This window comes from Lentzea sp. HUAS TT2, assembly GCF_051853195.1.
In the GTDB taxonomy this organism is placed as follows: domain Bacteria; phylum Actinomycetota; class Actinomycetes; order Mycobacteriales; family Pseudonocardiaceae; genus Lentzea.
The window spans coordinates 4,436,522-4,458,935 of sequence record NZ_CP196667.1 but is presented as its reverse complement, the minus strand read 5'-3'; the positions used below and the strand labels follow the sequence as shown (position 1 = coordinate 4,458,935).

Sequence of the window (22,414 nt, the reverse complement as noted above, 5' to 3'; positions counted from 1 at the left end):
TCTTCCCGTACGCCGGTTCCGTGATTGGATGCGGGAGTCATAACCATTCCCGACGACGTCAGCGCGTAACCACACGCGCGGCAGACGAGGTGACCAGTGGCCGCGCCCAACCTCACCCGCGACCAGGCTCAGGACCGTGCTGAGCTGCTGGAAGTGGAGTCCTACCGGATCGAGCTGGACCTGACCGACGGCGGCGGAAAGCCGGGTTCGGACACGTTCCGCTCCACCACCACCGTGGTGTTCCGCAGCCGGACTCCGGGTGCTTCCTCGTGGATCGACATCGTGGCGGCGACCGTGCACCGCGCTGTGCTGAACGGAAGCGAGCTCGACGTCTCCGGATACCGCGAGGAGGACGGCGTAGTGCTGCCGGACCTCGCGGAGACCAACGAGCTGACCATCGAGGCCGACTGCCGGTACATGAACACCGGCGAGGGCCTGCACCGGTTCGTCGACCCGGTCGACGGCGGCGTGTACCTGTACTCGCAGTTCGAGACCGCGGACGCCAAGCGCATGTTCGCGTGCTTCGACCAGCCCGACCTCAAGGCCGTCTACTCGATGAAGGTGACGGCCCCGCACGACTGGAAGGTCATCTCGAACGGCGAGATCACCGCCACCGAGGACGGCGAGGGCGGCGCGGACGTGCACACGTTCGCCACCACCAAGCCGATGTCGACCTACATCGTGGCGCTGGTCGCGGGCCCGTACGCCGAGTGGCGCGACGAGTTCGTCGAGGGTGACTTCAAGATCCCGCTCGGCATCTACTGCCGTGCCTCGCTCGCTCCCCACATGGACCACGAGCGGCTGTTCACCGAGACCAAGCAGGGCTTCGGGTTCTTCCACAAGGCGTTCGGGGTGCAGTACCCGTTCGGCAAGTACGACCAGTGCTTCGTGCCGGAGTTCAACGCGGGCGCGATGGAGAACGCGGGCTGCGTCACGTTCCTCGAGGACTACGTCTTCCGCAGCCGCGTCACCCGCTACCTCTACGAGCGCCGCGCCGAGACCGTGCTGCACGAGATGGCGCACATGTGGTTCGGCGACCTGGTGACGATGCGCTGGTGGGACGACCTGTGGCTGAACGAGTCGTTCGCCACCTGGGCGTCCGTGCTCGCGCAGGCGGAGGCCACCGAGTACCGCCAGGCCTGGACGACGTTCGCGAAGATCGAGAAGTCCTGGGCCTACCGGCAAGACCAGCTGCCGAGCACGCACCCGGTCGCCGCCGACATCTCCGACGTGCAGGCGGTCGAGGTCAACTTCGACGGCATCACCTACGCCAAGGGCGCCTCGGTGCTCAAGCAGCTCGTCGCGTACGTCGGGCTGGAGAACTTCCTGGCGGGCCTGCGGGTCTACTTCGGCAAGCACGCCTGGGGCAACGCCACGCTGGCCGACCTGCTGGGCGCGCTGGAGGAGGCGTCGGGCCGCGACCTGTCGTGGTGGAGCGCGCAGTGGCTGGAGACGACGGGCCTCAACCTGTTGCGTCCCAAGTTCACCGTTGACGCCGACGGCAAGTTCACCGAGTTCGCCGTGCTGCAGGGCGGCGCGCGTCCGGGTGCCGGCGAGCTGCGCACGCACCGCATCGCGATCGGTGTCTACGACGACGACGGCTCCGGCAAGCTCGTCCGCACGCACCGCCACGAGCTGGACGTGACCGGCGACCGCACCGAGGTCCCCGAGCTGGTCGGCGTGCACCGCGGCAAGATCGTGCTGGTCAACGACGACGACCTGACGTACTGCACGATGCGCCTCGACCCCGACTCGCTGGCCGGGCTGATCGACCACATCTCCGACATCGCCGAGCCGCTGCCCCGCACGCTGTGCTGGTCGGCCGCCTGGGAGATGACGCGCGAGGCCGAGCTGAAGGCCCGCGACTTCGTGAACCTGGTGCTCGGCGGCCTCGGCTCCGAGTCCGAGGTCGGTGTGGTGCAACGACTTCTGCTGCAGGCCCAGACGTCGCTGTCGTCCTACGCGGACGCCTCGTGGCGCGCGGAGGGCTGGCGCCGGTTCGTGGCGAAGGCGCTGGAACTGGCGCAGGCCGCCGAACCGGGCTCCGACCACCAGCTGGCGTTCGTGAACGCGCTGACCTCGTCGGTGCTCGACGACTCCACTGTGGACGTTCTGCGGGGCTGGTACGACGGCACCGCGGTGCTCGAAGGCCTGGACGTCGACACCGACCTGCGCTGGCGCCTGCTGCAGGCACTCGTCGCGCACGGCAAGGCGGACCTGCCGGAGATCACGGCCGAGGAGGAGCGCGACCCGACCTCCACCGGTCACCGCCGCGCCCAGTCGACCCGTGCGCTGCGCCCGACGACGGCGGCCAAGGACGAGGCCTGGGACAGGGCCGTGAACGACGACGACCTGCCCAACGCGGTCAGCGAGGCGATCATCGCGGGCATCTCGCACCCCGGCCAGAAGGAGCTGCTCGCGCCGTACGTCGAGCGCTACTTCCGCGACGTGAAGGGCGTGTGGGACCGCCGCACCTCCGAGCGCGCGCAGTCGATGGTCGTCGGCATGTTCCCGGCGTGGTCGATCACGAAGTCCACTGTGGAGGCCGCGGACGCGTGGCTGGCCGACGAGCACCCGCCGGCGTTGCGCCGTCTGGTGTCCGAAGGCCGTGCGGGCATCGTGCGCGCCCTTGCGGCACAGGAGTTCGACCGCTCCTGACGCGGCACTCGTGAAGCCCCGCAATGCGTTCGCGCGTCGCGGGGCTTTCGCGTTAGCGTCTCCTCGGGGAGGTCTGGTGAGATTTCGCTACGAGGTCGTCTGCCGCTGGTACGACGACGACGAACACTCCGACGAGGTCCTGGCGCGAGTCGTGGACGTCGACGGGCTGTTCGCGGACATCGTGCCGCCGGAACGGGAACGGCTCGTGCTGCGCGGGTGCACGGTCGCGCCGGACGAGCTCACCGGCGACTTCCACCTCGACATCAGCGGCTCTCCCGGATCGCAGTGGTGGCACCTGGGCGACCTGGTCGTGCACGCCGTGCTGCCCGGCGGCGACGTCGTCGCCAGCGCCTGCGTGACCCAGCTGGTCGACGGTGAGGACTTCGGTCCGCTGCCCGTGCGGTACTCCCTGTTCAAGGACCTGCGCGAGTCCGGCACCTGTCGTGTGGTGGAAGGGTTTCCCCGCCCGTTCGACAGCGTCTGGCCGCCCGTGACGCTGATCGGCTGCGACAACCCCGGCCTCTTCCGGTCCGAACCGCGCGAGGACGCCCGCGGGCCGTACGTGGGGTTGCGAGCCCTGGACCCCAACGGCCGGATCGTGGCGCACGCCGGAGTGGTGTTGGACGTCACGTCGGTGACCACGTCCGCGGTGGGCGGAGGACTCTTCGACGTCGTGCTCGACCAGTCGCGCTACGGCGAGTGCTCGTTGATCGGGCAACGCCCCGAACCCGCCGCCCGTGCGGTGTGGCGCAGCTGGCAGGAGGGCATTCCGGCGGAGCGGAACCTGTGGGCACCACTGGATCCGCACGGCCGCATGTGGTGGAACGAGATCGCCGCCAACGCCCCGCGCACGAAACCGACGGCCGGCGTCCACCACGTCGACGGCACGTACGCCACGGACGAGTTCGGCGTGCACTTGGCGCTCAGCGAGGCGCTGGTCGGACCTGGGCGCTTCCTCGGCGGAGTGCACAGCATCACCGGGATGTACGAGGACTGGTGGTTCGTCCCCGGCATCACGCTCGTGTGGCACGACCCGGACGTGGCGCTGGACGCCGTGCCCGAACGCTTCTTCGGACTGCTGAAGTACCTGCGGCGCAACGGAGTCGAAATCCACTTCGAACCGTCCGAACCGGATTTCGAGGACAGACTCGAGGACAGCGTCGAGCTCGGCGCGCTGGTCGACCGCTGGATCACGGGCTGGGCCAGGGCGGCGGAGCTCGAACCCCCGTACGCCATGCTGGACAACTGGCACCTCTGGGCAGGCCTCCCCGGCCGTGAGGAGGAACGGATCCTCGCGGGCGACGCGCTGGTGGCCGAGCACGCCGAGGACGTCGAGCTCCAGTCCGTCCCGACCTGGCTGACGGTGCCGACGCACTCCCCTGCCGAGGTCACCCGCCTGGTCCAGGAGGCGGGGCTGGTCCCGCGCGAGCCGGAGACGTTCATGCGGCGCGGCCTCTTCGACCACCCGGCACCGAAACCTCCCGACGGCTACTCGGTGCGGGTGACACCGGGCGACGTGATCGAGGTCGTGGTGACCTGCGACGGTGAGGAGGCGGCGAGCGGTCTGATCGCCGTCGTGGGCGAAGACGCTGTGCCGCACCGGATCGCGACGAAACCGGAGCACCAGCGCAAGGGGCTCGGCAGCGTGGTGATGGGTGTGCTGGCGCGGGAGGCGGTCAAGGCCGGCGCGAGCGACGGGCTGCTGTTCGCGACCGCGGAAGGCCTGCACCTGTACCGGAAACTGGGCTGGGACACGATCTCCGACGTCGTGATCGCGGCGAACGACAAGGGGGAAGCATGATCGGTGAACTGGTGGAGCGCTGGCACCGCGGCTGGATCGCGGCCGACGGGCTGACGTCGGAGTACCGCGACGGCTATCTGGTCGTGCACGTGAACCGGCCGCATCGGGTGTTCGAGTGGCTCGCCACGGACGACGCGGAAGTCGGCAGGATGGCCGAGATCGTCGCCGCCGCCCCGGAACCGAGCTGGTTGAGCGTTCCCACGCACGAGCCGGAGAAGGTGGTCGCGGAGGTCGAGGCGGCCGGGTTGGTCGTCGCACGCCCGGACGAGACGTTCCTGCGGCGCGAGCTCACCGGCCATCCCGCACCTGAAGCGCCCGCCGGCTACCGGCTGGAGATCACCAGGGACCCGGTGATCAGGATCCAGGTGCTGGCGGACGGAGAGGTGGCGGCCAGCGGGATGATGGCCGTCGTCGGACAAGACGCTGTCGCGCACCGCATCGAGACCGCGGAGGCCCATCGGCGGCGCGGTCTCGGCAGCGTCGTGATGGGCGCCCTGGTCAGGGAGGCCGTGCGGGACGGCGCCACGACCGGGCTGCTGTTCGCCTCGACGATCGGCGTGCACCTCTACCGCAGCCTCGGCTGGGAGAAGATCTCCGACCTGCTGGTGGCCCGCAACGAGGTCAGCGCGTGAAAAAACGCCCCCGGCGACGTGCCGGGGGCGTTCGAAGAACGAGAGTCAGGAACGCGGCGCGCTGCCGGCCTGGTCGGTCAGCATGCGCAGGCCCGACACGAGGCCGCCCGCGAGGTCGCCCTCCTTGAAGGACGCCACCATGCTCATCACCGCGAGCTTCGCGCCGCGGTCGGCGAGCCGGCGGTGCGACTCCTCGCCCGTCACGATCTCGACGACGCGCTCGCCCGGCGACACGGCCACGAGGACGTGGTGCGTCGGACGCTCGGTGGAGGCGTGCAGCTCCTGCGCGCGCTCGTGCGCGTTGGTGCCGAGCTCGCCCAGGTACACGCTGAAGTCGAGGCCCGTGCTGCGGCTGGAGAGCGTCAGCGCCTCGTCCAGCTGCGCGAGCTGGGAGGGCGTGAACGGCAGCTCCGGCGCGTGCGGCTCGTACATCTTCGCCGCGGACACACGGCCGCTGTTCGTCACGACGGCGCCGAGGGGCAGCGTCGACGGGTCGACGGCCACGATCGCTTTACCAGTTGCCACGTGCGCCTCCCTTGGCGGTCGAGTCCGAGGCACCGGACTCGGCGGCGCTGTGGTGCTCAGCGCTCAACCCAGCCGGGTTCGCGCTCCACCACACCGGGGCGTAGCCCCATTCCTGGCCCGGCCGGTACCGGGGGATCCGGGTGGCCTTTGGCCTCACCGTCAGCAGCGTGATCACGCCGTAAATGGCCAGCGGGATCAGCGCGAAGACGAGAACGGTCTCCACGATGGTCACGGCGGGTACGGTAGCCGAACTCAGCCGCGCACGAGCGGCCGGGCCAGCAAGATCGCGGTGAATCCCACGATCGAGCCCGCCACGACGTAGACGGTGCCGAGCGACGTCGCGGCGGCCAGCGGTCCGGCGAGGCCCGCGCCCAGTGGCGAGAGACCCCAGGCGAGCACCCGATAAGCGCTGGTCACGCGCCCCATCATCGGGCCGGGCGTGAGCCGTTGCCGCCGGGTCGCGGACAGCACGTTCCAGCCGGCGGCCGCCACACCGAACAGCACGCATGCGAGCACCGCCACAGTCAGCCACGGCGTGAGGCCGAACAACGCGAACGCGGCGCCGAGCAGCACCAGGAACCCGACCATGACCCGGCCGGCACCCCAGCGCGCCGCGAGCCGCGGGGACAGCCAGGCGCCTAGCAGAGCACCGGCCGCCATGCACACGACGAGGAATGGAACCACCGGTTCGGCGAGGCCGAGTACCTGGATGGAGTAGAGCGCCAGCATGGCGTTGATCGCGGCCGCGCAGACAGCTGTGATTGCAACGGCAACTACCAGTGACCGCAGGCCAGGGGTCCGCACGAGGAACCGCGCGCCCTCCACCAGCTGCCCGCGAAGATCACTGCCCGAGCGCTCCGGAGCAACGTCCGGCACGCGGGACACGAGCACCGCGGCGACGACGAACGAGAGCGCGTCGAGGGCGAAACAGGCCGCAGGCGCCCACCAGAACAGCGCTGCGGCGGCCAGCGGCCCTGCGAGGTCCATGCCGATCGTCTCGACCGTCACGAACCGGCCGTTGGCCGCCTCCAGCTGGTCGCGGCCCGCGAGCTCGACGAGCAGCACCTGCGACGCCGAGTCCGCGAACGTCTCCGCGGAGGTCAGCACGAATGCCGTGGCGCACAAGACGACGACCGTCGCATGTCCGTTGTGGACCGCGAGCGCGAGCACTCCGGTCACTCCGGCGCGCAGCCAATGTGCCACCACGACAACGGTTCTCGGTCTCCAGCGGTCCACAAGGGCGCCCGCGGGCAACGCGACGAGCAACCAGGGCAGGGTGAGCGCGACGGCCACAGCGGACACCGCGAGCGGGCTGCGGGTGCTGGCCGCGGTGAACAAGGGCAGCGCGACGACGCGCACGCCGTCGCCGACGAGCGACACCGCCCAGGCACCGGTGAGCGCTCGGAAACCCGGTCCATGCACGCCTTTTGCGCTATGACGCACGTCACGTTCCATCAGATTGAACGCTACAGAGCGTGTCCATACCGGCCAGTAAGGCCAACGAGTGCTCTCGTGCGGCGCAGCGGTTACACCCGGTCAGGCCTCACCCGGACGGCGGCGAACGGGTGCCGGTTTGGGGTCTTGTTCCCGGAACACTCTCCTCCTAGCTTTTCACCTATACGGGTCTTGCGCACCCGCCCCGAGCGAGCTGGAGGACACAAAATGTTCACGATGACCCGCCCCCAGGCCGTGACCTTCACTCTTCCGAGCTACAAGGACGATTCAGTGCGTATCACCGCGAGTGACTCCGTCCGGATCACGATGGACGACTCCGTTCGGATCACGGCGACCGATTCGGTGCGCATCACTGCCCGCGACTCCGTCCGAATCACCATGGCGGACTCGGTCCGCATCACGGCGAGCGATTCGGTCAGGATCACGTGTGCCGATTCTGTCCGGATCACTGCGCGTGAAGACTCCGTTCGGATCACCGCTCAGCAGGATTCGGTGAGGATCACTGCGCGTGAGGACTCGGTCCGGATCACCATGGACGATTCGGTCCGGATCACGGCCCACGACGACTCGGTCCGCATCACCGCGCAGGACTCCGTGCGCATCACGATGGACGACTCCGTGCGCATCACCGCGACCGACGACTCCGTCCGGATCACGATGGACGACAGCGTGCGGATCACGGCTCATGACGACTCGGTGCGCATCACGGCGCACGACGACAGCGTCCGCATCACCGCCCACGACGACTCGGTCCGCATCACCGCGCACGACGACTCGGTGCGCATCACGGCGCACGACGACAGCGTCCGCATCACCGCACACGACGATTCCGTGCGCATCACCATGGACGACAGCGTCCGCATCACCGCACACGACGACTCCGTGCGCATCACGGCGCACGACGACAGCGTCCGCATCACGGCACACGACGACTCGGTCCGCATCACGGCACGCCGGGACGACTTCTCCCTCGCGGCCTGACCCCGGACCTCCAAGAAGCCCCGGCCTCAGGCCGCGGGTTCACCCAGGTACGGCAACCACTGCGGATCAGCCTCGGCCACCCCGGCGAGCAGCCGCCAGTGCGGGCCACGTGGCGCCGCGGGAACGACGCGCAGCCGCCAGCCCAGTTCGGACAGCAGCTTGTCCGCCTTGCGGTGGTTGCACTTCGCACAGCAGGCGACGCAGTTGGTCCAGGTGTGAGGTCCGCCACGCGAGCGCGGCACGACGTGGTCGATCGTCTCGGCCCGCCCGCCGCAGTAGGCGCAGCGATAACGGTCGCGGTGCATGAGCCCGGCACGGGTCATCGGCACGCGGCCGCGATAAGGCACGCGCACGTAGGAGCTCAGCCGGATCACGGACGGCACGAGCACCTCGGACTTCGACGAGTGCAGCACCAGCCCGGAGGCGTCCCCGTGCACGACTTCGGCTTTCCCGCAGACCACGAGGACGACCGCGCGGCGCAGTGACAACGCCGTGAGCGGCTCGAACGTGGCGTTCAGCAGCAGGACCTTGCGTCTTCCCCAGGGGAAAACAGCCGGCGTCGGACCGGTACCTCCCCCATCTCGATCCCCATCCGGCACGGCCCGCAGCTCGGGCGGTTTTCGGCATGGGGGGACCGTCGGCGCCGTCTCGCCTGGTAGCGAGGTGCCGATAGGGGTCGGTTGTCGGTCTGGCACGCGACCACCTCCACCGGTTCAGCCATAGGAGACCACACATACCAGGAAAAAATCACGTGTGATAAGTGACGTGTCACGGATGCGTGATCAAACCTGGGGTGAACCAGCTCCCTATCGGAGATGGTTTTCAAGAGCCCGCTACCCTTGACAAGGTGACAGAGGCACCCTCCACCCCACTGCCTGCGACGATCACCTACCCGATCGCCGAGCGGCTAAACCTCGCCGAGCAGATCCACGGGCGCGAAGTCGCCGACCCGTACCGCTGGCTCGAGGACACGGCAGACCCCCGCACCGCGGAGTGGTCGCAGGCACAGGACGTGCTCGCGCGCTCCTGGTTGGACGCGATGCCCGGCCGCGCACGCCTGGACGCCCGGCTCAAGGAGCTGATGCGCACGGGTTCGGTGTCCACGCCGACGTGGCGCGCCGGCAGGGCGTTCTTCACCCGCCGCGGCCCTGAGCAGGACCACCCGGTGGTCATGGTGCGCGAGAGCGACGGCACCGAACGCGTGCTGCTCGACGTGAGCGCCCTCGACCCGTCCGGCCGGACCACAGTGGACGGCTGGTCCCCCAGCCTCGAGGGTGAGCGCCTCGCCTACCAGGTGTCCGTCGGCGGCAACGAGCACTCGCTGCTGCACGTCATGGACGTCGGGTCCGGCGAGCACGTCGAGGGCCCGATCGACCGCTGCCGCTACTCGTCGATCGGCTGGCTGCCCGGTGGCGAGGAGTTCTTCTACGTCCGCCAGCTCGACCCGGCGCTGCTGCCCGAGGACGAGAAGCTGTTCCACCGCCGCGTGTGGCGGCACCGCGTCGGCGCGGACCCGGAGACGGACCTCAACGTCCACGGCGACGGCCAGGCGCACACCTTCTACTACTCGCTCAACGTCTCGCACGACGGCCGCTGGCTGGTCGTGAGCGGCGCGCCCAGCACGATGAAGCACGACTCGGTGTGGATCGCGGACCTGCACGGCGACAACGTGCTCAAGGCCGTGATCCTGAGCGAGGCCGGCGTGCAGTGCTCGGCGTCCGTCGCCCGTGACGGCAGGCTCTACCTGCACACCAACCACGGCGCGCCCCGGCAGCGCCTGTGCGTGGCCGACCCGGCGAACCCCACCGAGTGGACCGAGCTCATCAGCGAGGAACAGGACTCGGTGCTCGACGGCGTGCGCTGGCTCAACGGCGACCTGGTCGTCCTGCGCACCAGGCACGCGGTGTCCGAGCTGCACCTGCACGACGCCGCGACCGGTGCGCACAAGCAGGAGATCCCGCTGCCCGGCACGGGTTCGTTGCACGGCATGTCCGTGGTGGACCCCCAGACCGGCCACGACCAGGACACGCTGTGGTTCGGGTGGACGGACTTCGTGACGCCCCAGTCGGTGTTCCGGTTCTCGAAGGCCACCGGTGAGACGGTGCTGCACGAGGCCGCGCCCGGCCGCGTCGAGCTGCCGGCCGTGACGACGCAGCAGATCGCCTACACGTCCAAGGACGGCACGACGGTCCACATGTTCGTCGTCAGCGGCGAGCAGAAGCCCGACCTGCCCCGTCCCGCGCTGCTCACCGGCTACGGCGGCTTCGCGATCGGCCGCGGCCCCGGCTACAGCGCGACCACGCTGGCGTGGGTCGAGGCCGGCGGCGTGTGGGTGCACGTGTCGTTGCGCGGCGGCGACGAGGAAGGCGAGGACTGGCACGTCGCCGGCATGCGCGCCAACAAGCAGAACGTGTTCGACGACTTCCACGCCGCGGCGGAGCGTCTGATCCGCGACGGGTGGACCACGCCGCAGCAGCTGTCGATCATGGGAGGCTCCAACGGTGGCCTGCTCGTGGGCGCCGCGCTGACCCAGCGGCCGGAGCTCTACGCGGCGGTGGTGTGCTCAGCGCCACTGCTCGACATGGTGCGCTACGAGAAGTTCCTGCTGGGACGGTTGTGGGCCGATGAGTACGGCAGCGCAAGCGTTTCCGAGGAGCTGGGCTGGTTGCTCTCCTACTCGCCTTATCACCGAGTGGTAACGGACGTTGAGTACCCTTCGGTCTTGTTCACGGTGTTCGAGTCGGATTCTCGTGTGGACCCCAACCACGCCAGGAAGATGTGCGCGGCACTGCAGCACGCTTCGTCCAGTGATCCGACCAAGCACCCCGTGCTGATCCGCCGCGAGACCGAGGTCGGTCACGCGGGCCGGTCCGTCAGCCGGACGGTGGCTCTCGCCGTGGACCAGCTGACGTTTCTCGCGAATGCCACTGGCATGGAGTTGTAGGAGGGCACGAGCACGTGTTGGCGACGAGTCCTGTGGATGACGCCGCGAACAAGACCGCGCAGGCGGTCGAGTTCTTCGAGAGGTACGGCCCCACGATCCTGGCGGGCGCGATCAAGATCGTCCTGATCACGATCGCCGCCTTCGTCCTCAGGGCCATGCTGCGCAAGGTCATCGACCGGATCACCACCCCCGGCAAGGAAGGCAAGAAGCCGGGTCTGCTCAAGCCGCTGCGGGAACGCGCTCCGCAGGCGCTCGGGAACCTCATCTCCGAACGCCGTGAGCAGCGCGCCCGCACGATCGGCTCGGTGCTGAAGTCCATCGTCACGATCCTGATCTTCGGAATCGCGTTCCTGGAGATCCTGATCGTGGTGGGCATCAACATCACGCCGATCCTGACCTCGGCGGGCATCCTGGGCGTCGCCATCGGTTTCGGCGCCCAGAACCTGGTGAAGGACTTCCTGGCCGGCATGTTCATGCTGCTCGAGGACCAGTACGGCGTCGGCGACGTCGTGGACCTGGGCCCGGCGACGGGCACCGTCGAGGCGGTCGCGTTGCGCACCACCACGATCCGGGACACGGGCGGCACGGTCTGGTACGTCCGCAACGGCGAGATCCTGCGCGTCGGCAACTCGTCGCAGGGCTTCGCGGTCGCGGTCGTCGACCTGCCGCTGAGCTACGGCGCGAACCTCGCGGAGGCCACCCAGGTGCTCGAGCGCCGGGCCGCAGAGGCGGCCGAGAAGGACCCGCTCAAGTCGGACATCACGGCCAAGCCCGAGGTGCTGGGCGTGGAGAAGTTCACGCCGGAGGGCATCACCCTGCGGGTCACCGTGAAGACCCGTCCCGGCCGGCAGTGGGCGGTGCAGCGCAACCTGCGCGCGCAGCTCATGCCCGCGCTGGAGGAAGCGGGCTTCACCGCCAAGTAGGTTTCCGCGTGAGTTAGAACACCCATTCGAGACGGTGATCATCAGGCGTCCTGCCAGTTCACAACCCTATGGCGCACCCAACAGGCGGGGCGGCCTGCGCGCGGTGGCCCGCGTGAGTCAGGATGGGTGTGTGGGAAACCCCGTGAGCTTCTTCGAACAGGTCGGTGGCGAGGAGACGTTCCGCCGTATCGTCGCGCGCTTCTACAAAGAGGTGAAGGCCGACGAGATCCTCCTCCCGCTGTACCCGGAAGAGGACCTCGGACCTGCGGAGGAACGGCTGCGGCTGTTCCTCATGCAGTACTGGGGCGGTCCCCACACGTACTCGGACAACAGGGGCCACCCGAGGCTGCGGATGCGGCACGTACCGTTCAAGATCGGCCCGATCGAACGGGACGCGTGGCTGCGCTGCATGAGGATCGCCGTCGACGAGGCCGGTCTGGACGAGGCTCACCGCAAGCAGCTCTGGGACTACATGGAGATGGCCGCGAACAGCTTGATGAACAGCTTTTCCTGAGCGCCCATCACCCGTTCGGGTCCTTTAGCAGCGAGACGAATGGCAGGATGACCCCCCGTGCGACGATCCTCCGACCTCAGCCCCGAGATCGCCGAAGAGGCCGCCTGGTGGCGTGACGCCGTCTTCTACCAGGTGTACGTGCGCTCCTTCGCAGACTCCAACGGCGACGGCGTCGGCGACCTCGACGGCATCCGGTCCCGCCTCGGCTACCTGGAACTGCTCGGGGTCGACGCGCTCTGGCTCACCCCGTTCTACCGCTCGCCGATGGCCGACCACGGCTACGACGTCGCCGACCCGCGCGACGTGGACCCGATGTTCGGCGACCTGGCCGCGTTCGACCGGCTGGTCGCGGACGCGCACGAGCACAACATCCGCGTGACGGTCGACCTGGTCCCGAACCACACGAGCGACCTGCACGTGTGGTTCCAGGAGGCGCTGCAGGCCGGTCCCGGCAGCATGGAACGCGCCCGCTACATCTTCCGCGAGGGCCGCGGCTTCGACGGCTCGCAGCCGCCGAACAACTGGACCTCGGTCTTCGGCGGACCCGCCTGGACCAGGGTGCCGGACGGCCAGTGGTACCTGCACCTGTTCGCACCGGAGCAGCCGGACCTCAACTGGGACCACCCGGAGGTCCGCGCCGACCTGGAGCAGACGCTGCGATTCTGGCTGGACCGCGGCGTCGACGGCTTCCGCATCGACGTGGCGCACGGCATGGCCAAGCCCGAGGGTCTCCCGGACATGGAGATCCGCCCGCAGGCCCCCGGTGTGCTCAGCGACGACGCGCACGACCCGCGCTTCGACAACGACGGCGTGCACGAGATCCACCGCATGATCCGCAAGGTCATGGACGGCTACCCCGGCACCATGGCCGTGGGCGAGATCTGGGTGAAGGACGACGAGCGCTTCGCCGCCTACGTCCGCCCTGACGAGCTGCACCTGGGCTTCAACTTCCGGCTGGTCGAGGCCGGTTTCGACGCCGACGCGGTCCGTTCGGCGATCGAGCACTCGCTGGGCGCGGTCGCCCTGAGCGGCACGCCCGCGACGTGGACGCTGTCGAACCACGACGTGGTGCGCCACGTGACGCGGTACGGCGGCGGCGCGCTCGGCGAGCAGCGGGCCCGCGCGATGACGCTGGTCGAGCTGGCGCTGCCGGGCGTGATCTACCTCTACAACGGCGAAGAGCTCGGCCTGCCGAACGTGGAGCTGCCGGACTGGGCCCTGCAGGACCCGACCTGGGAGCGTTCCGGGCACACCGAACGCGGCCGAGACGGGTGCCGGGTGCCGATCCCGTGGGAGGGCACCAGCCCGCCGTTCGGGTTCTCGACGGCCGTGAACACGTGGCTGCCGCAGCCGAACGAGTGGGACCACCTCACGGCAGAGGCGCAGCTGGAGGACCCGGGCTCGATGCTCTCGCTGTACCGCGAGGCGCTGGAGCACCGGAAGTCCAACGCGGGCTTCGCCGGCGAGGAGCTGGAGTGGTACGGCGCCCCTGCCGGCTGCTTCGCGTTCCGGCGCAAGGGCGGCGGGCTGATCTGCGCGCTGAACACCTCGGGCGCGTCCGTGCCGTTGCCGCCCGGTCAGGTGCTGCTGTCGTCCGGTCCGATGGACGGCGACCAGTTGCCGCCCGACACGGCCGTCTGGCTCGTCTAGAGCCGTATAGATCGTCACCGCGGCCGGGAGGCGGGGTTTCAGCGCCTCCCGGTTGTCGTGTGCCCGGAAGATCGTGAGCGCCTTCTCTGCCGCCACCTCCAGCTCGCGGAGCGTGCGCAGCACCAGTGGCTGTCTGAAGCCGTCCTGCATCTCGTTGCACGTCGCGAGCAAGCCCCAGCTGTGTGACGCCTGAAAGGCCAAATAGCGCGCCGAAGTGCCCCGTGTCAGTCCGTCAGGCGCGCACCTTGTCCTCCACCACCAGCAACGCGCCGAAGACCAGCACCAGCGCGGCGACCTGGGCGATCGCCAGCCACAGTCCGATCGGCACGGTGGCGAGCGAGGCGACGGTCGCGATCACCCGCCACTTCACGGTGCCGATCCTGAGCAGGAGCCGGAAGACCACCTGGCCGAAGAGGAAGAGCGCCGCTCCACCGCCCAGTGCGAGCGCGCCGCTGAGATAGAGGTGCTCCGTGGCGTGGCCGATGGTCTTCTTCACCCCGACCGCCACCACGACGACACCGAGCAGCATCGGCGCGTGCGCCCACCCGAACGCCGACAGCGCCGCCCTGGACCGCTCGGGCGCCGGCATCGCGGCGAGGCTGTGCTCGGCACGGGTGTCCTGCGCGCGGCCGAAGTAGCACCACCAGAGCTGGTACACGAGCGCGAGACCGAGCAGCGCGGCGACGACGAGCTGGAGGTTGAGCGGCAGGCCCGCCGCGCCGATGCCGATCGCGATGATCGACTCGCCGAGCGCGACGATGACGACGAGCCCGTGGCGTTCGACGAAGTGCGCGGGCCGGATGCGGAACTCGCCGTGCCTGCGGTTCACGTACGGCGAGACGACCATCAGCACGACCGCGGCGGTCCAGGCCACCGCGCGCCACGCGCTCGGCAGGAAGCCGCCGGCGAGGACGAGGGCCGCGGACCCGAGGTTGAAAGGTGCGAGGCGGGCCATCGCCGCCGCCGACCCCGGGCCGCCCGCCGAGATGAACAACCCGGAGTGCACCAGGTTCACGATCAGGTACCCGATCCCGAACGCCGGCCCGGCCGCCTCGAACGCGTTCGGGACCGCGAGCGCGATGACCAGGAACCCGCCCATGCCGACCATGAGCAGCAACCGTCGCACCGTGGTGTCCGGCGCGACGGCGTTCGTGAGCCAGACGTACCCGAAGTACATCCACAGGATCACGAACAGCATGATCACGACCTGCCCGAAGCCCAGCGGCGACGTGTCGTCGGCGAGCTTGCGGGTCAGCTGCGTGATGGTGAAGACGAAGACCAGGTCGAAGAAGAGTTCCAGGGTCGAGACCCGGTACTCGGTCTCCTCCTGCGGCTGCGTTTCGGCGGACACGCGCGACATGGTGCCACGCGGACCTGCTTGGCACGCGCCGGTTTTTCCCGCAGCGAACCTGGACCAAACTCCAGGTCAGAGGAGCAGCGGCAGCATCGAGTGCCGCCGCCGGACGACCGCGCCGAACCTGGCGTCGATCCGCAGCCACGAGTCGGTCGCGGTCACCCGCACCTCACCGGACTCGCCGAGGAAACCCATGCCCGACAACGCGAACAGGACCCGCAGCGGAATCTTGACGTCCAGTCCGGACCCGCTGACGGTGAGCACCGTCTGGTCCAGCAACGAGGCCGGCGGCGTTCCCTGCGGCCCGGTGTTCTCCCGCGCCACCTCGACGCCCTCGTCCGCGAGCTTCGCGACGACCTCGACCGGCAGCCGGTCGACCATCAGCCAGCCCTCCGTGGGCGGCAGGGCCGTGCGCCACATCAGGTCCTTGGCGGGGCCGGGGTCGATGCGTTCGTCCCGCATGACCGCGAGACCCGTCAGCAGCTCGGAGCCGGACACCGTGACGTCCGCCGGATTCGCTTGTCCCGCAACGGTTCGGGTCGCGAGAGCGTCGAACGGCGTGGCGATCCACGCGTCCAGCAACTCCTCGTTGCGGTTGCGCAGCCGCACGACGGTCTGCGCGTCGAGCCGCACCGCCCGCGCCGCGAACGCGCCGAGGTCGTCTCTCTCGGCCGCGTCGGCCAACACCAGCTCAGGCACCATTTCCCCCTGCACGCCACCCGGCGAGAAAGTCGCGCTCGGCCTCGGTGAGCCTGCGCGGTCGTGCTGTCGTCACGTTGTAGGGCGCCATGAGCGTCTCCGCCCTGGCCACCACCGGGCTGTTCGCGTCACGGCCGGCGCGCACCACGTAGTCGAGCGTGAGCGACGCGGACTTCAGCTCCCGCACCGACATCTCCACGACGATGTCCTCGCCGGTGAACACGATCGGCGCGAGGTACTCGACGACGAGCTTCGCCACGACCATGCCCTCGGCCAGTTCCTTGACCCCGTGGCGGGCGGCCTCGGTGAACAGCAGCTCGATCCGGGCCTCTTCCAGCAGCGTCACCGTTTTCGCGTGGTTGACGTGGCCGAACGCATCCATGTCCGACCATCGAGGCCGCACACCAGTGACGAAGACACCCATGCAGGGACCCTACCGAACGGCAGGCGCCCGAACCTTCACAGGACCTCCACACCAACCGATTGAAAATCGATAGGCAGCTCTCGATACTCGATTCATGTCTCGCGTACTGGTGTTCTTCCTGCAGGCCCTGCTCGCGATCGCGTTCCTCGGCGGCCTGTTCGCGCAGGTCGTGGTGATCCCGGCGACCGCGGCGGACGAGGTCGAGCTCTTCCCGCCCTACGAGTCCGTGCGGCTGCCGTTCGTGGTGCTGGCGATCCTCTTCATCGCGTGCCTTCAGGTGCTGGCGGTGGCGCTGGGCGGAATGCTGCAGCGGGCGAGCGACGGCACCGTGTTCGAGTCCGGCGCTCTCACGTGGACGAACATCGCGATCGGCGCCATCGCCGGCGGTGCCGTGGTGCTCGCCTGCCTGTTCGTCTACGTCACGTTCGCCGACATCCCCTCGCCCGCCGACGGCATGGAGACGCTGGGGCTGTGGCTGGGGTCGGGTGCCGGCACGGTCGCGGCCGTCGGGGTCGCGCTGCTCGTCGTGGTCGGGCGGCAGTGGCTGGGGCGCGCGATCGCCCAGCGCGCCGAGCTGGAACAGGTCGTCTGACACGCGCCGGGGCGCCGTGGAGGGGATTCCACGGCGCCCCGGTTCTTCGCTGTGCGTGCTAGCGGACCATGCTCCGCACCTGACGCGCGGCGACGGAGAGCGTCGCCAGGTCCAGCTGGTGGACCCGGTTGATCTCCTCCAGCGCACCGCGCGAGCGGGCCAGGCGCGAGGCGTTGGCCTGCTCCCACTTGCCGATCTTCTCGCTCGCCGTGTCGCCCTCGTCGCTCGCCCTGAGGACGTCGATCGAGATGGCCCGCAGCGACGAGTAGAAGTCGTCGCGCAGGGCCAGGCGCGCCAGGGCGTGCCAGCGGTTGCCGCGCTCCAGGTTCGTCACCGAGTCCAGCATGTGGTCGATGTCGAGGTGGTCGGACAGCGAGAAGTACAGCTCGGCCGTCTCCCGGTGCGTGCGCTCCGGGCCGGCGCCCCCGGTCGGGCCGAACTCGCGTTCGGCCAGCTCGGCGATCTCGGTGACGTCGAGCAGGCCGTACATGTAGAGCAGCGCGGCCACCTTGCGGGCGAGCTCGGCGGGGACGCCCTGTTCGACGTAGCGGTCTGCCTTGCCCGCGACCACGTCCAGTTCCTTGCCCTGCAACAGGTCGAAGGCGAACGGGCTGAGCTCCTCGACGACGCTGCGGAAGCGGTTGATCGTCGAGCCCACCGCGAGCGGCTGCGGGCGGTTCGACAGCAGCCAGCGGGACGCGCGGTCGAGCAGGCGGCGGGTCTCGAGGACCATGCTGTCCTGCACGTCGGTCGCCACCACGTTGTCCAGCGCCTGGATCTCGCGCCAGATCTGCGGCAGGTCGAAGACCTGGGTGACGACGGCGTAGGAGCGCACCGCGTCCGTCGCCGACGCGCTCATCTCCTCGGCCAGGCGGAACGCGTAGGACACGCCACCGCCGTCGACGACCTCGTTGACGACGACCGTGGTGATGATCTGCTTCGCCAGCGGGTGGTTCGGGATCGCGGCTCCGAAGCGTTCGCGCAGCAGGCTCGGGAAGTAGTCCGGGAGCTTGCGGGTGAACGTGTCGATCGTCGGGATGTCGCTCGCGAGCAGCTCCTCCTTCAGCGTGAGCTTGGTGAACGCGAGCAGCGTGGAGAGCTCCGGCGAGGTGAGGCCCTCGCCCGCCTTCTCCAGCGCCTTGAACTCCGCCGCGCTCGGCAGCGCCTCCAGCTTGCGGTTGAGCGCCCCGCGGGCCTCGAGGTCGGCCGTGAGACGCGCGTGCACCGACAGCATCGGGGCGGCGTGCGCCCGGCTGACGCCGAGGACGTTGTTCTGCGAGTAGTTGTCCGCCAGCACGAGCTCGCCGACCTCGTCGGTCATCTCGGCGAGGACCTCGTTGCGCTGCTGCTGCTCCACCGAACCCTCGCGGACCAGGTGGTCCAGCAGGATCTTGATGTTGACCTCGTGGTCGGAGCAGTCGACGCCCGCGGAGTTGTCGAGCGCGTCGGTGTTGACCTTGCCGCCGTGGCGGGCGAACTCGATGCGGCCGCGCTGGGTCAGGCCCAGGTTGCCGCCCTCGCCGATGACCTTGACCCGCAGCTCGTCGCCGTTGACGCGGATCGCGTCGTTGGCCTTGTCGCCGACATCGGCGTGCGACTCGGTCGACGCCTTGACGTAGGTGCCGATGCCGCCGTTCCAGAGCAGGTCGACCTGCGAGAGCAGGATCGCCTTCTTGAGCTCCGGCGGGGACAGCTTCACGACGCCCTCGTCGAGGCCCAGCGCGACGCGGGCCTGCTCGGAGATCGGGATCGACTTGGCCGTGAGCGGGAAGATGCCGCCGCCCTCGCTGATCAGCGAGCGGTCGTAGTCGTCCCACGACGAGCGCGGCACGTTGAACAGCCGCACGCGCTCGGCGAACGAGGTCGCCGCGACCGGGTTCGGGTCGATGAAGACGTGGCGGTGGTCGAACGCGGCCACGAGCCGGATGTGCTCGGACAGCATCATGCCGTTGCCGAAGACGTCACCGGACATGTCGCCGATGCCGACGACGGTGAACTCCTCGGTCTGCGTGTCCACGCCGAGCTCGCGGAACGAGCGCTTCACGCTCTCCCACGCGCCCTTGGCCGTGATGCCCATGGCCTTGTGGTCGTAGCCGATCGAGCCACCGGACGCGAACGCGTCGCCCAGCCAGAAGCCGTAGCTCTGGCTCACGCCGTTCGCGATGTCGGAGAACGTCGCGGTGCCCTTGTCCGCGGCCACGACCAGGTACGTGTCGTTCGCGTCGTAGCGCACGACCTGCGGTGCGGGCACGACCTCGTTGTTGATCAGGTTGTCGGTGAGGTCGAGCAGGCCCGAGATGAACATCTTGTAGCAGGCGATGCCCTCGGACATGAAGTTCTCGCGGTCGATGCCGGGGTCACCCGTGGGAGCGATCGGCTTCTTGACGACGAAGCCGCCCTTCGCGCCGACCGGCACGATCACCGCGTTCTTCACGGCCTGCGCTTTGACCAGGCCGAGCACCTCCGTGCGGAAGTCCTCGCGGCGGTCGGACCAGCGCAGTCCACCGCGCGCGACGCTGCCGAAGCGCAGGTGCACGCCCTCGACCCGCGGCGAGTACACGAAGATCTCGAACTTCGGCCGCGGCGCCGGCAGGTCAGGGATGGCCTGCGGGTCGAGCTTGACCGACAGGTACGGCCGGGCGTTGCCCTCGGCGTCGCGGAAGAAGTAGTTCGTCCGCAGCGTGGCGTTGATCAGCGTGAGCAGGCTGCGCAGGATCCGGTCCGCGTCGAGGCTCGTCACGTCGTCGATGAGCTTGCCGGTCTCGACGACCATCGTCTCGGTGTGCGCGGCACGCGTGGTGTCGTCGAGCGCCGGGTTGAACCGGGCCTCGAACAACGCCACCAGCGCGATCGCCACGCTCGTGTGCGTGAGGACGGCGTCCTCGATGTAGTCCTGCGAGTACGGCGTGCCCGCCTGACGCAGGTACTTCGCGTACGCGCGCAGCATCGCGGCCTGCTGCCAGGTGAGCCCGGCCTGCAGCACGAGCGAGTTGAACCTGTCGATCTCGGCCTCACCGCGCCAGACGGCGGCGAACGCGTCCTGGAACCGCACGCGCACGTTCTCGAGGTCGGCCTCGGAGAGCTGGGCGAGCGCGGCCTTGTCGATGCGCAGTCCGAAGTCGTAGATCCAGCACTGCACGCCGTCTTCGCGGGCGATCTCGTACGGCCGCTCGTCGACGACGATCACGCCCATGCGCTGCAGCATCGGCAGCACGTCGGACAGGGTGATGCCCTCGCCGGTCAGGAACAGCTTGAAGCGCCGCTCCCCCGGTTCGGCGTCCTCCGGCACGTAGAACACCATGTCGAGGTCGCCCTCGACGAGCTTCTCGATGCGCCGGTAGTCCTCCAGGCCCGTGGAGGCGCGGAAGTCCTCCTTGTAGGCCTCCGGGAAGACCGTGGCGAACCGCTGCCCCTGCTCCGTGGCCGACTCGGCACCCAGCTCGCCCTCGTCACCGACGACGGCCTCGACCATGCGGTCGTCCCAGCTGCGGATGGCCTCGGCGAGCTTGACCTGGATCGCGTGGACGTCCGGCTCCAGCGTGCGCGCCGGGTCCGTGTGCACCATGAAGTGCACGCGGGCCAGCGCCGACTCGCCGATGCGCGCGCTGTACTCGAGGTTCAGCCCGCCGAGCTCGGCGAGCAGCACCTCCTGCATCGCGAGGCGGCTCGTCGTCGTGTAGCGGTCGCGCGGCAGGTAGACCAGGCACGAGAAAAAGCGGCCGAACGGGTCGCGGCGCAGGAACAGCCGCAGCCGGCGCCGTTCCGCGAGCGCGATGACACCCGTCGTCGTCTGGTAGAGCGTCTCCGCGTCCACCGAGAACAGCTCGGTGCGCGGGTAGTTCTGGATGACCTCGAGCATCCGCTGGCCGGAGTACGACTGCAGCGGGAAGCCGGCGCGGTGGATCACGTCGCGCACGCGGCGGTCGATCACCGGGATGTCGAGCACGTTCTCGTGCAGCGCGGTGGTGCTGAAGATGCCCAGGAAGCGGTGCTCGCCGGTGACGTTGCCCTCGCCGTCGAACGTCTTCACGCCCACGTAGTAGGGGTAGACGCTGCGGTGCACGCTGCTCTGCGCGCTCGCCTGCGTCAGCACCAGCAGGTCGGGGCTGAGCGCCTGAGCGCCGTTGTCCGGCCCCGCGGTGAGGCTGCGCGCGGCGAGGCTGTCCTGGCGCAGCACGCCCAGACCGCTCGCGAGCACGGCCCGCAGCGCCGGTTCGCCGTCCTCGCGCACCAGCTCGTACTGCCGGTAGCCCATGAACGTGAAGTGCCCGTCCGCGAGCCACTTGAGCAGCTTCGAGCCGTCGGTGGCGGCGTCGGACGGGTCCTTCTCCAGCTCCTCGGCCAGCTGCAGCGCCGTGGTGGCCATGCGGTCGGTGTCCTCGACGACCTCGCGGACGTCGGTCAGCACCGTCAGCAGCCGGGTCTCCAGCTCACGCGCCCGATCGGGGTCGGTGATGAGGTCGACCTCGATGTTCATCCACGACTCGGCCAGCGCGTCCGCGGGCGGATCGGCCGGATCCGCGGTGGGCAGCACCTCGGTGCGCTCACCGGTGACCGGGTCACGCCGCACGACGACGATCGGGTGCACAACGCGCTGCACCTGCACACCACCACGCGTGAGCTCGGACGCGACCGAGTCCACGAGATACGGCATGTCATCGGTGACGACCTGCACCACGGTGACGGGGCACTGCCATCCGTCGGCACCGCGCGTCGGGTTGAGGATGCGCACCGCGGCGCGTCCGGGGACGCGGCTCTCGGCGAGCTGGTAGTTCGACCGCACCGCTCCGACCAGGTCCACCGGGTCGTCGTCGTTGACTTCCTCGGCGGGCACGTGCCGGTAGAAAAGGCGGATCAGGTCAGCGAGTTCGGGGGCATTGGCGGCGGCCCGTTCGATCAGCTCGTCACGGACCTGCTCAGGACTGGCCGGTCGACTGTCATCACCCGCGGCGGGGGCCGCGGAGACGTCGTCGGTTCGGGTCGGGGCTCCAGTCGAGGTCATCTTCAGGCGACTCCACGCTATCCGGCACCTCTGTGTGCCGGGTCCGACCCCACCCTAGATGGGGTGGCGGCCGTCACCGGCAACGGGAGGGGCACTGACGGACCACTGAATCGTGGGCTGAATCGAGTCACATCATCAGTGGCGACAAGGCTTTCCGCATAATGGACGCGACCGGACACCGGCGGGCTCCGGCCACTTCGGCCAGACCCGGCACCCGGTCGCTCCGCGGGTTTCATCCGATCATGGGCCCAGCGGCGCCA

At 69.4% G+C, this 22,414-nt stretch carries 17 protein-coding genes; 9 read left to right on the top strand and 8 right to left on the bottom strand.

Features of this window, described 5'->3' with window-relative positions:
• Positions 1 to 96 precede the first annotated feature (96 nt).
• The 3 genes from pepN to ACSHWB_RS22375 all read left to right on the top strand — a co-directional run bounded on the left by pepN (position 97) and on the right by ACSHWB_RS22375 (position 5,091).
• Positions 97 to 2,658, top strand: a complete 2,562-nt coding sequence (gene pepN, locus ACSHWB_RS22385) for an aminopeptidase N (RefSeq protein WP_439663948.1) — start codon at positions 97 to 99, stop codon at positions 2,656 to 2,658.
• A gap of 76 nt (positions 2,659 to 2,734) precedes the next feature.
• Entirely contained in the window at positions 2,735 to 4,459 is a 1,725-nt protein-coding gene (locus ACSHWB_RS22380) for a GNAT family N-acetyltransferase (protein WP_439663947.1), read from the top strand.
• Positions 4,456 to 5,091, top strand: coding sequence for a GNAT family N-acetyltransferase (locus tag ACSHWB_RS22375; RefSeq protein WP_439663946.1), 636 nt, complete (start codon positions 4,456 to 4,458; stop codon positions 5,089 to 5,091). The genes ACSHWB_RS22380 and ACSHWB_RS22375 overlap by 4 nt, the downstream gene beginning before the upstream one ends.
• Before the next feature lie 45 nt (positions 5,092 to 5,136).
• Here ACSHWB_RS22375 and ACSHWB_RS22370 read toward each other — a convergent pair whose 3' ends face one another.
• The 3 genes from ACSHWB_RS22370 to ACSHWB_RS22360 are packed head-to-tail and all read right to left on the bottom strand — an operon-like array spanning position 5,137 to position 7,038.
• A complete protein-coding gene (locus ACSHWB_RS22370; protein WP_439663945.1) occupies positions 5,137 to 5,616 on the bottom strand; it encodes a DUF5130 family protein in 480 nt (159 codons plus the stop codon).
• Positions 5,603 to 5,848 carry an aa3-type cytochrome oxidase subunit CtaJ gene (gene ctaJ, locus ACSHWB_RS22365; RefSeq protein WP_090010263.1) on the bottom strand — a complete coding sequence of 82 codons (246 nt, stop codon included), beginning with the start codon at positions 5,846 to 5,848 and terminating at the stop codon, positions 5,603 to 5,605. The genes ACSHWB_RS22370 and ctaJ overlap by 14 nt, the downstream gene beginning before the upstream one ends.
• A 20-nt stretch (positions 5,849 to 5,868) precedes the next feature.
• Positions 5,869 to 7,038 (bottom strand): MFS transporter, encoded by a 1,170-nt coding sequence (locus tag ACSHWB_RS22360; RefSeq protein WP_439663944.1) that lies wholly within the window; start codon positions 7,036 to 7,038, stop codon positions 5,869 to 5,871.
• Between ACSHWB_RS22360 and ACSHWB_RS22355 the strand changes: the two genes are divergently transcribed.
• Positions 7,033 to 8,052: a DUF2345 domain-containing protein gene (locus tag ACSHWB_RS22355; RefSeq protein WP_439663943.1), complete on the top strand. Its 1,020-nt coding sequence runs from the start codon at positions 7,033 to 7,035 to the stop codon at positions 8,050 to 8,052. The two genes, ACSHWB_RS22360 and ACSHWB_RS22355, sit on opposite strands and share 6 nt — an antisense overlap.
• 26 nt (positions 8,053 to 8,078) lie before the next feature.
• On the opposite strand, the gene ACSHWB_RS22350 is transcribed toward ACSHWB_RS22355, so the two are convergent.
• Complete coding sequence (locus ACSHWB_RS22350) at positions 8,079 to 8,651, bottom strand: HNH endonuclease (protein ID WP_093605747.1); 573 nt, start codon at positions 8,649 to 8,651, stop codon at positions 8,079 to 8,081.
• Between the two features lie 248 nt (positions 8,652 to 8,899).
• On the opposite strand from ACSHWB_RS22350, the gene ACSHWB_RS22345 reads away from it, so the two are divergent.
• The 4 genes from ACSHWB_RS22345 (at position 8,900) to ACSHWB_RS22330 (ending at position 14,083) form a co-directional block, all read left to right on the top strand.
• Positions 8,900 to 10,996, top strand: a complete 2,097-nt coding sequence (locus ACSHWB_RS22345) for a prolyl oligopeptidase family serine peptidase (RefSeq protein WP_439663942.1) — start codon at positions 8,900 to 8,902, stop codon at positions 10,994 to 10,996.
• Between the two features lie 95 nt (positions 10,997 to 11,091).
• Positions 11,092 to 11,919: a mechanosensitive ion channel family protein gene (locus ACSHWB_RS22340; protein ID WP_439664652.1), complete on the top strand. Its 828-nt coding sequence runs from the start codon at positions 11,092 to 11,094 to the stop codon at positions 11,917 to 11,919.
• Between the two features lie 130 nt (positions 11,920 to 12,049).
• A complete protein-coding gene (locus ACSHWB_RS22335) occupies positions 12,050 to 12,433 on the top strand; it encodes a globin (RefSeq protein ID WP_439663941.1) in 384 nt (127 codons plus the stop codon).
• Between the two features lie 57 nt (positions 12,434 to 12,490).
• The gene (locus tag ACSHWB_RS22330; RefSeq protein WP_439663940.1) at positions 12,491 to 14,083 is read left to right on the top strand and encodes a glycoside hydrolase family 13 protein; all 1,593 of its coding nucleotides are present in this window, start codon (positions 12,491 to 12,493) and stop codon (positions 14,081 to 14,083) included.
• A 232-nt stretch (positions 14,084 to 14,315) separates the two neighbouring features.
• Here the strand turns inward: ACSHWB_RS22330 and ACSHWB_RS22325 are convergent, their stop codons facing one another.
• The 3 genes from ACSHWB_RS22325 to ACSHWB_RS22315 form a co-directional block, all read right to left on the bottom strand.
• The gene (locus ACSHWB_RS22325) at positions 14,316 to 15,434 is read right to left on the bottom strand and encodes a low temperature requirement protein A (protein ID WP_439663939.1); all 1,119 of its coding nucleotides are present in this window, start codon (positions 15,432 to 15,434) and stop codon (positions 14,316 to 14,318) included.
• A 75-nt stretch (positions 15,435 to 15,509) separates the two neighbouring features.
• A complete protein-coding gene (locus ACSHWB_RS22320; protein WP_439664651.1) occupies positions 15,510 to 16,136 on the bottom strand; it encodes a hypothetical protein in 627 nt (208 codons plus the stop codon).
• Positions 16,129 to 16,560, bottom strand: coding sequence for an acyl-CoA thioesterase (locus ACSHWB_RS22315; protein ID WP_439663938.1), 432 nt, complete (start codon positions 16,558 to 16,560; stop codon positions 16,129 to 16,131). Before ACSHWB_RS22315 ends, ACSHWB_RS22320 begins: the two co-directional genes overlap by 8 nt.
• A 94-nt stretch (positions 16,561 to 16,654) precedes the next feature.
• Between ACSHWB_RS22315 and ACSHWB_RS22310 the strand changes: the two genes are divergently transcribed.
• The gene (locus tag ACSHWB_RS22310; protein WP_439663937.1) at positions 16,655 to 17,152 is read left to right on the top strand and encodes a DUF2975 domain-containing protein; all 498 of its coding nucleotides are present in this window, start codon (positions 16,655 to 16,657) and stop codon (positions 17,150 to 17,152) included.
• 58 nt (positions 17,153 to 17,210) lie between these two features.
• Here the strand turns inward: ACSHWB_RS22310 and ACSHWB_RS22305 are convergent, their stop codons facing one another.
• On the bottom strand, positions 17,211 to 22,154 hold the full coding sequence (locus tag ACSHWB_RS22305) for an NAD-glutamate dehydrogenase (protein WP_439663936.1): 4,944 nt from the start codon (positions 22,152 to 22,154) through the stop codon (positions 17,211 to 17,213).
• Between the last annotated feature and the right edge of the window lie 260 nt (positions 22,155 to 22,414).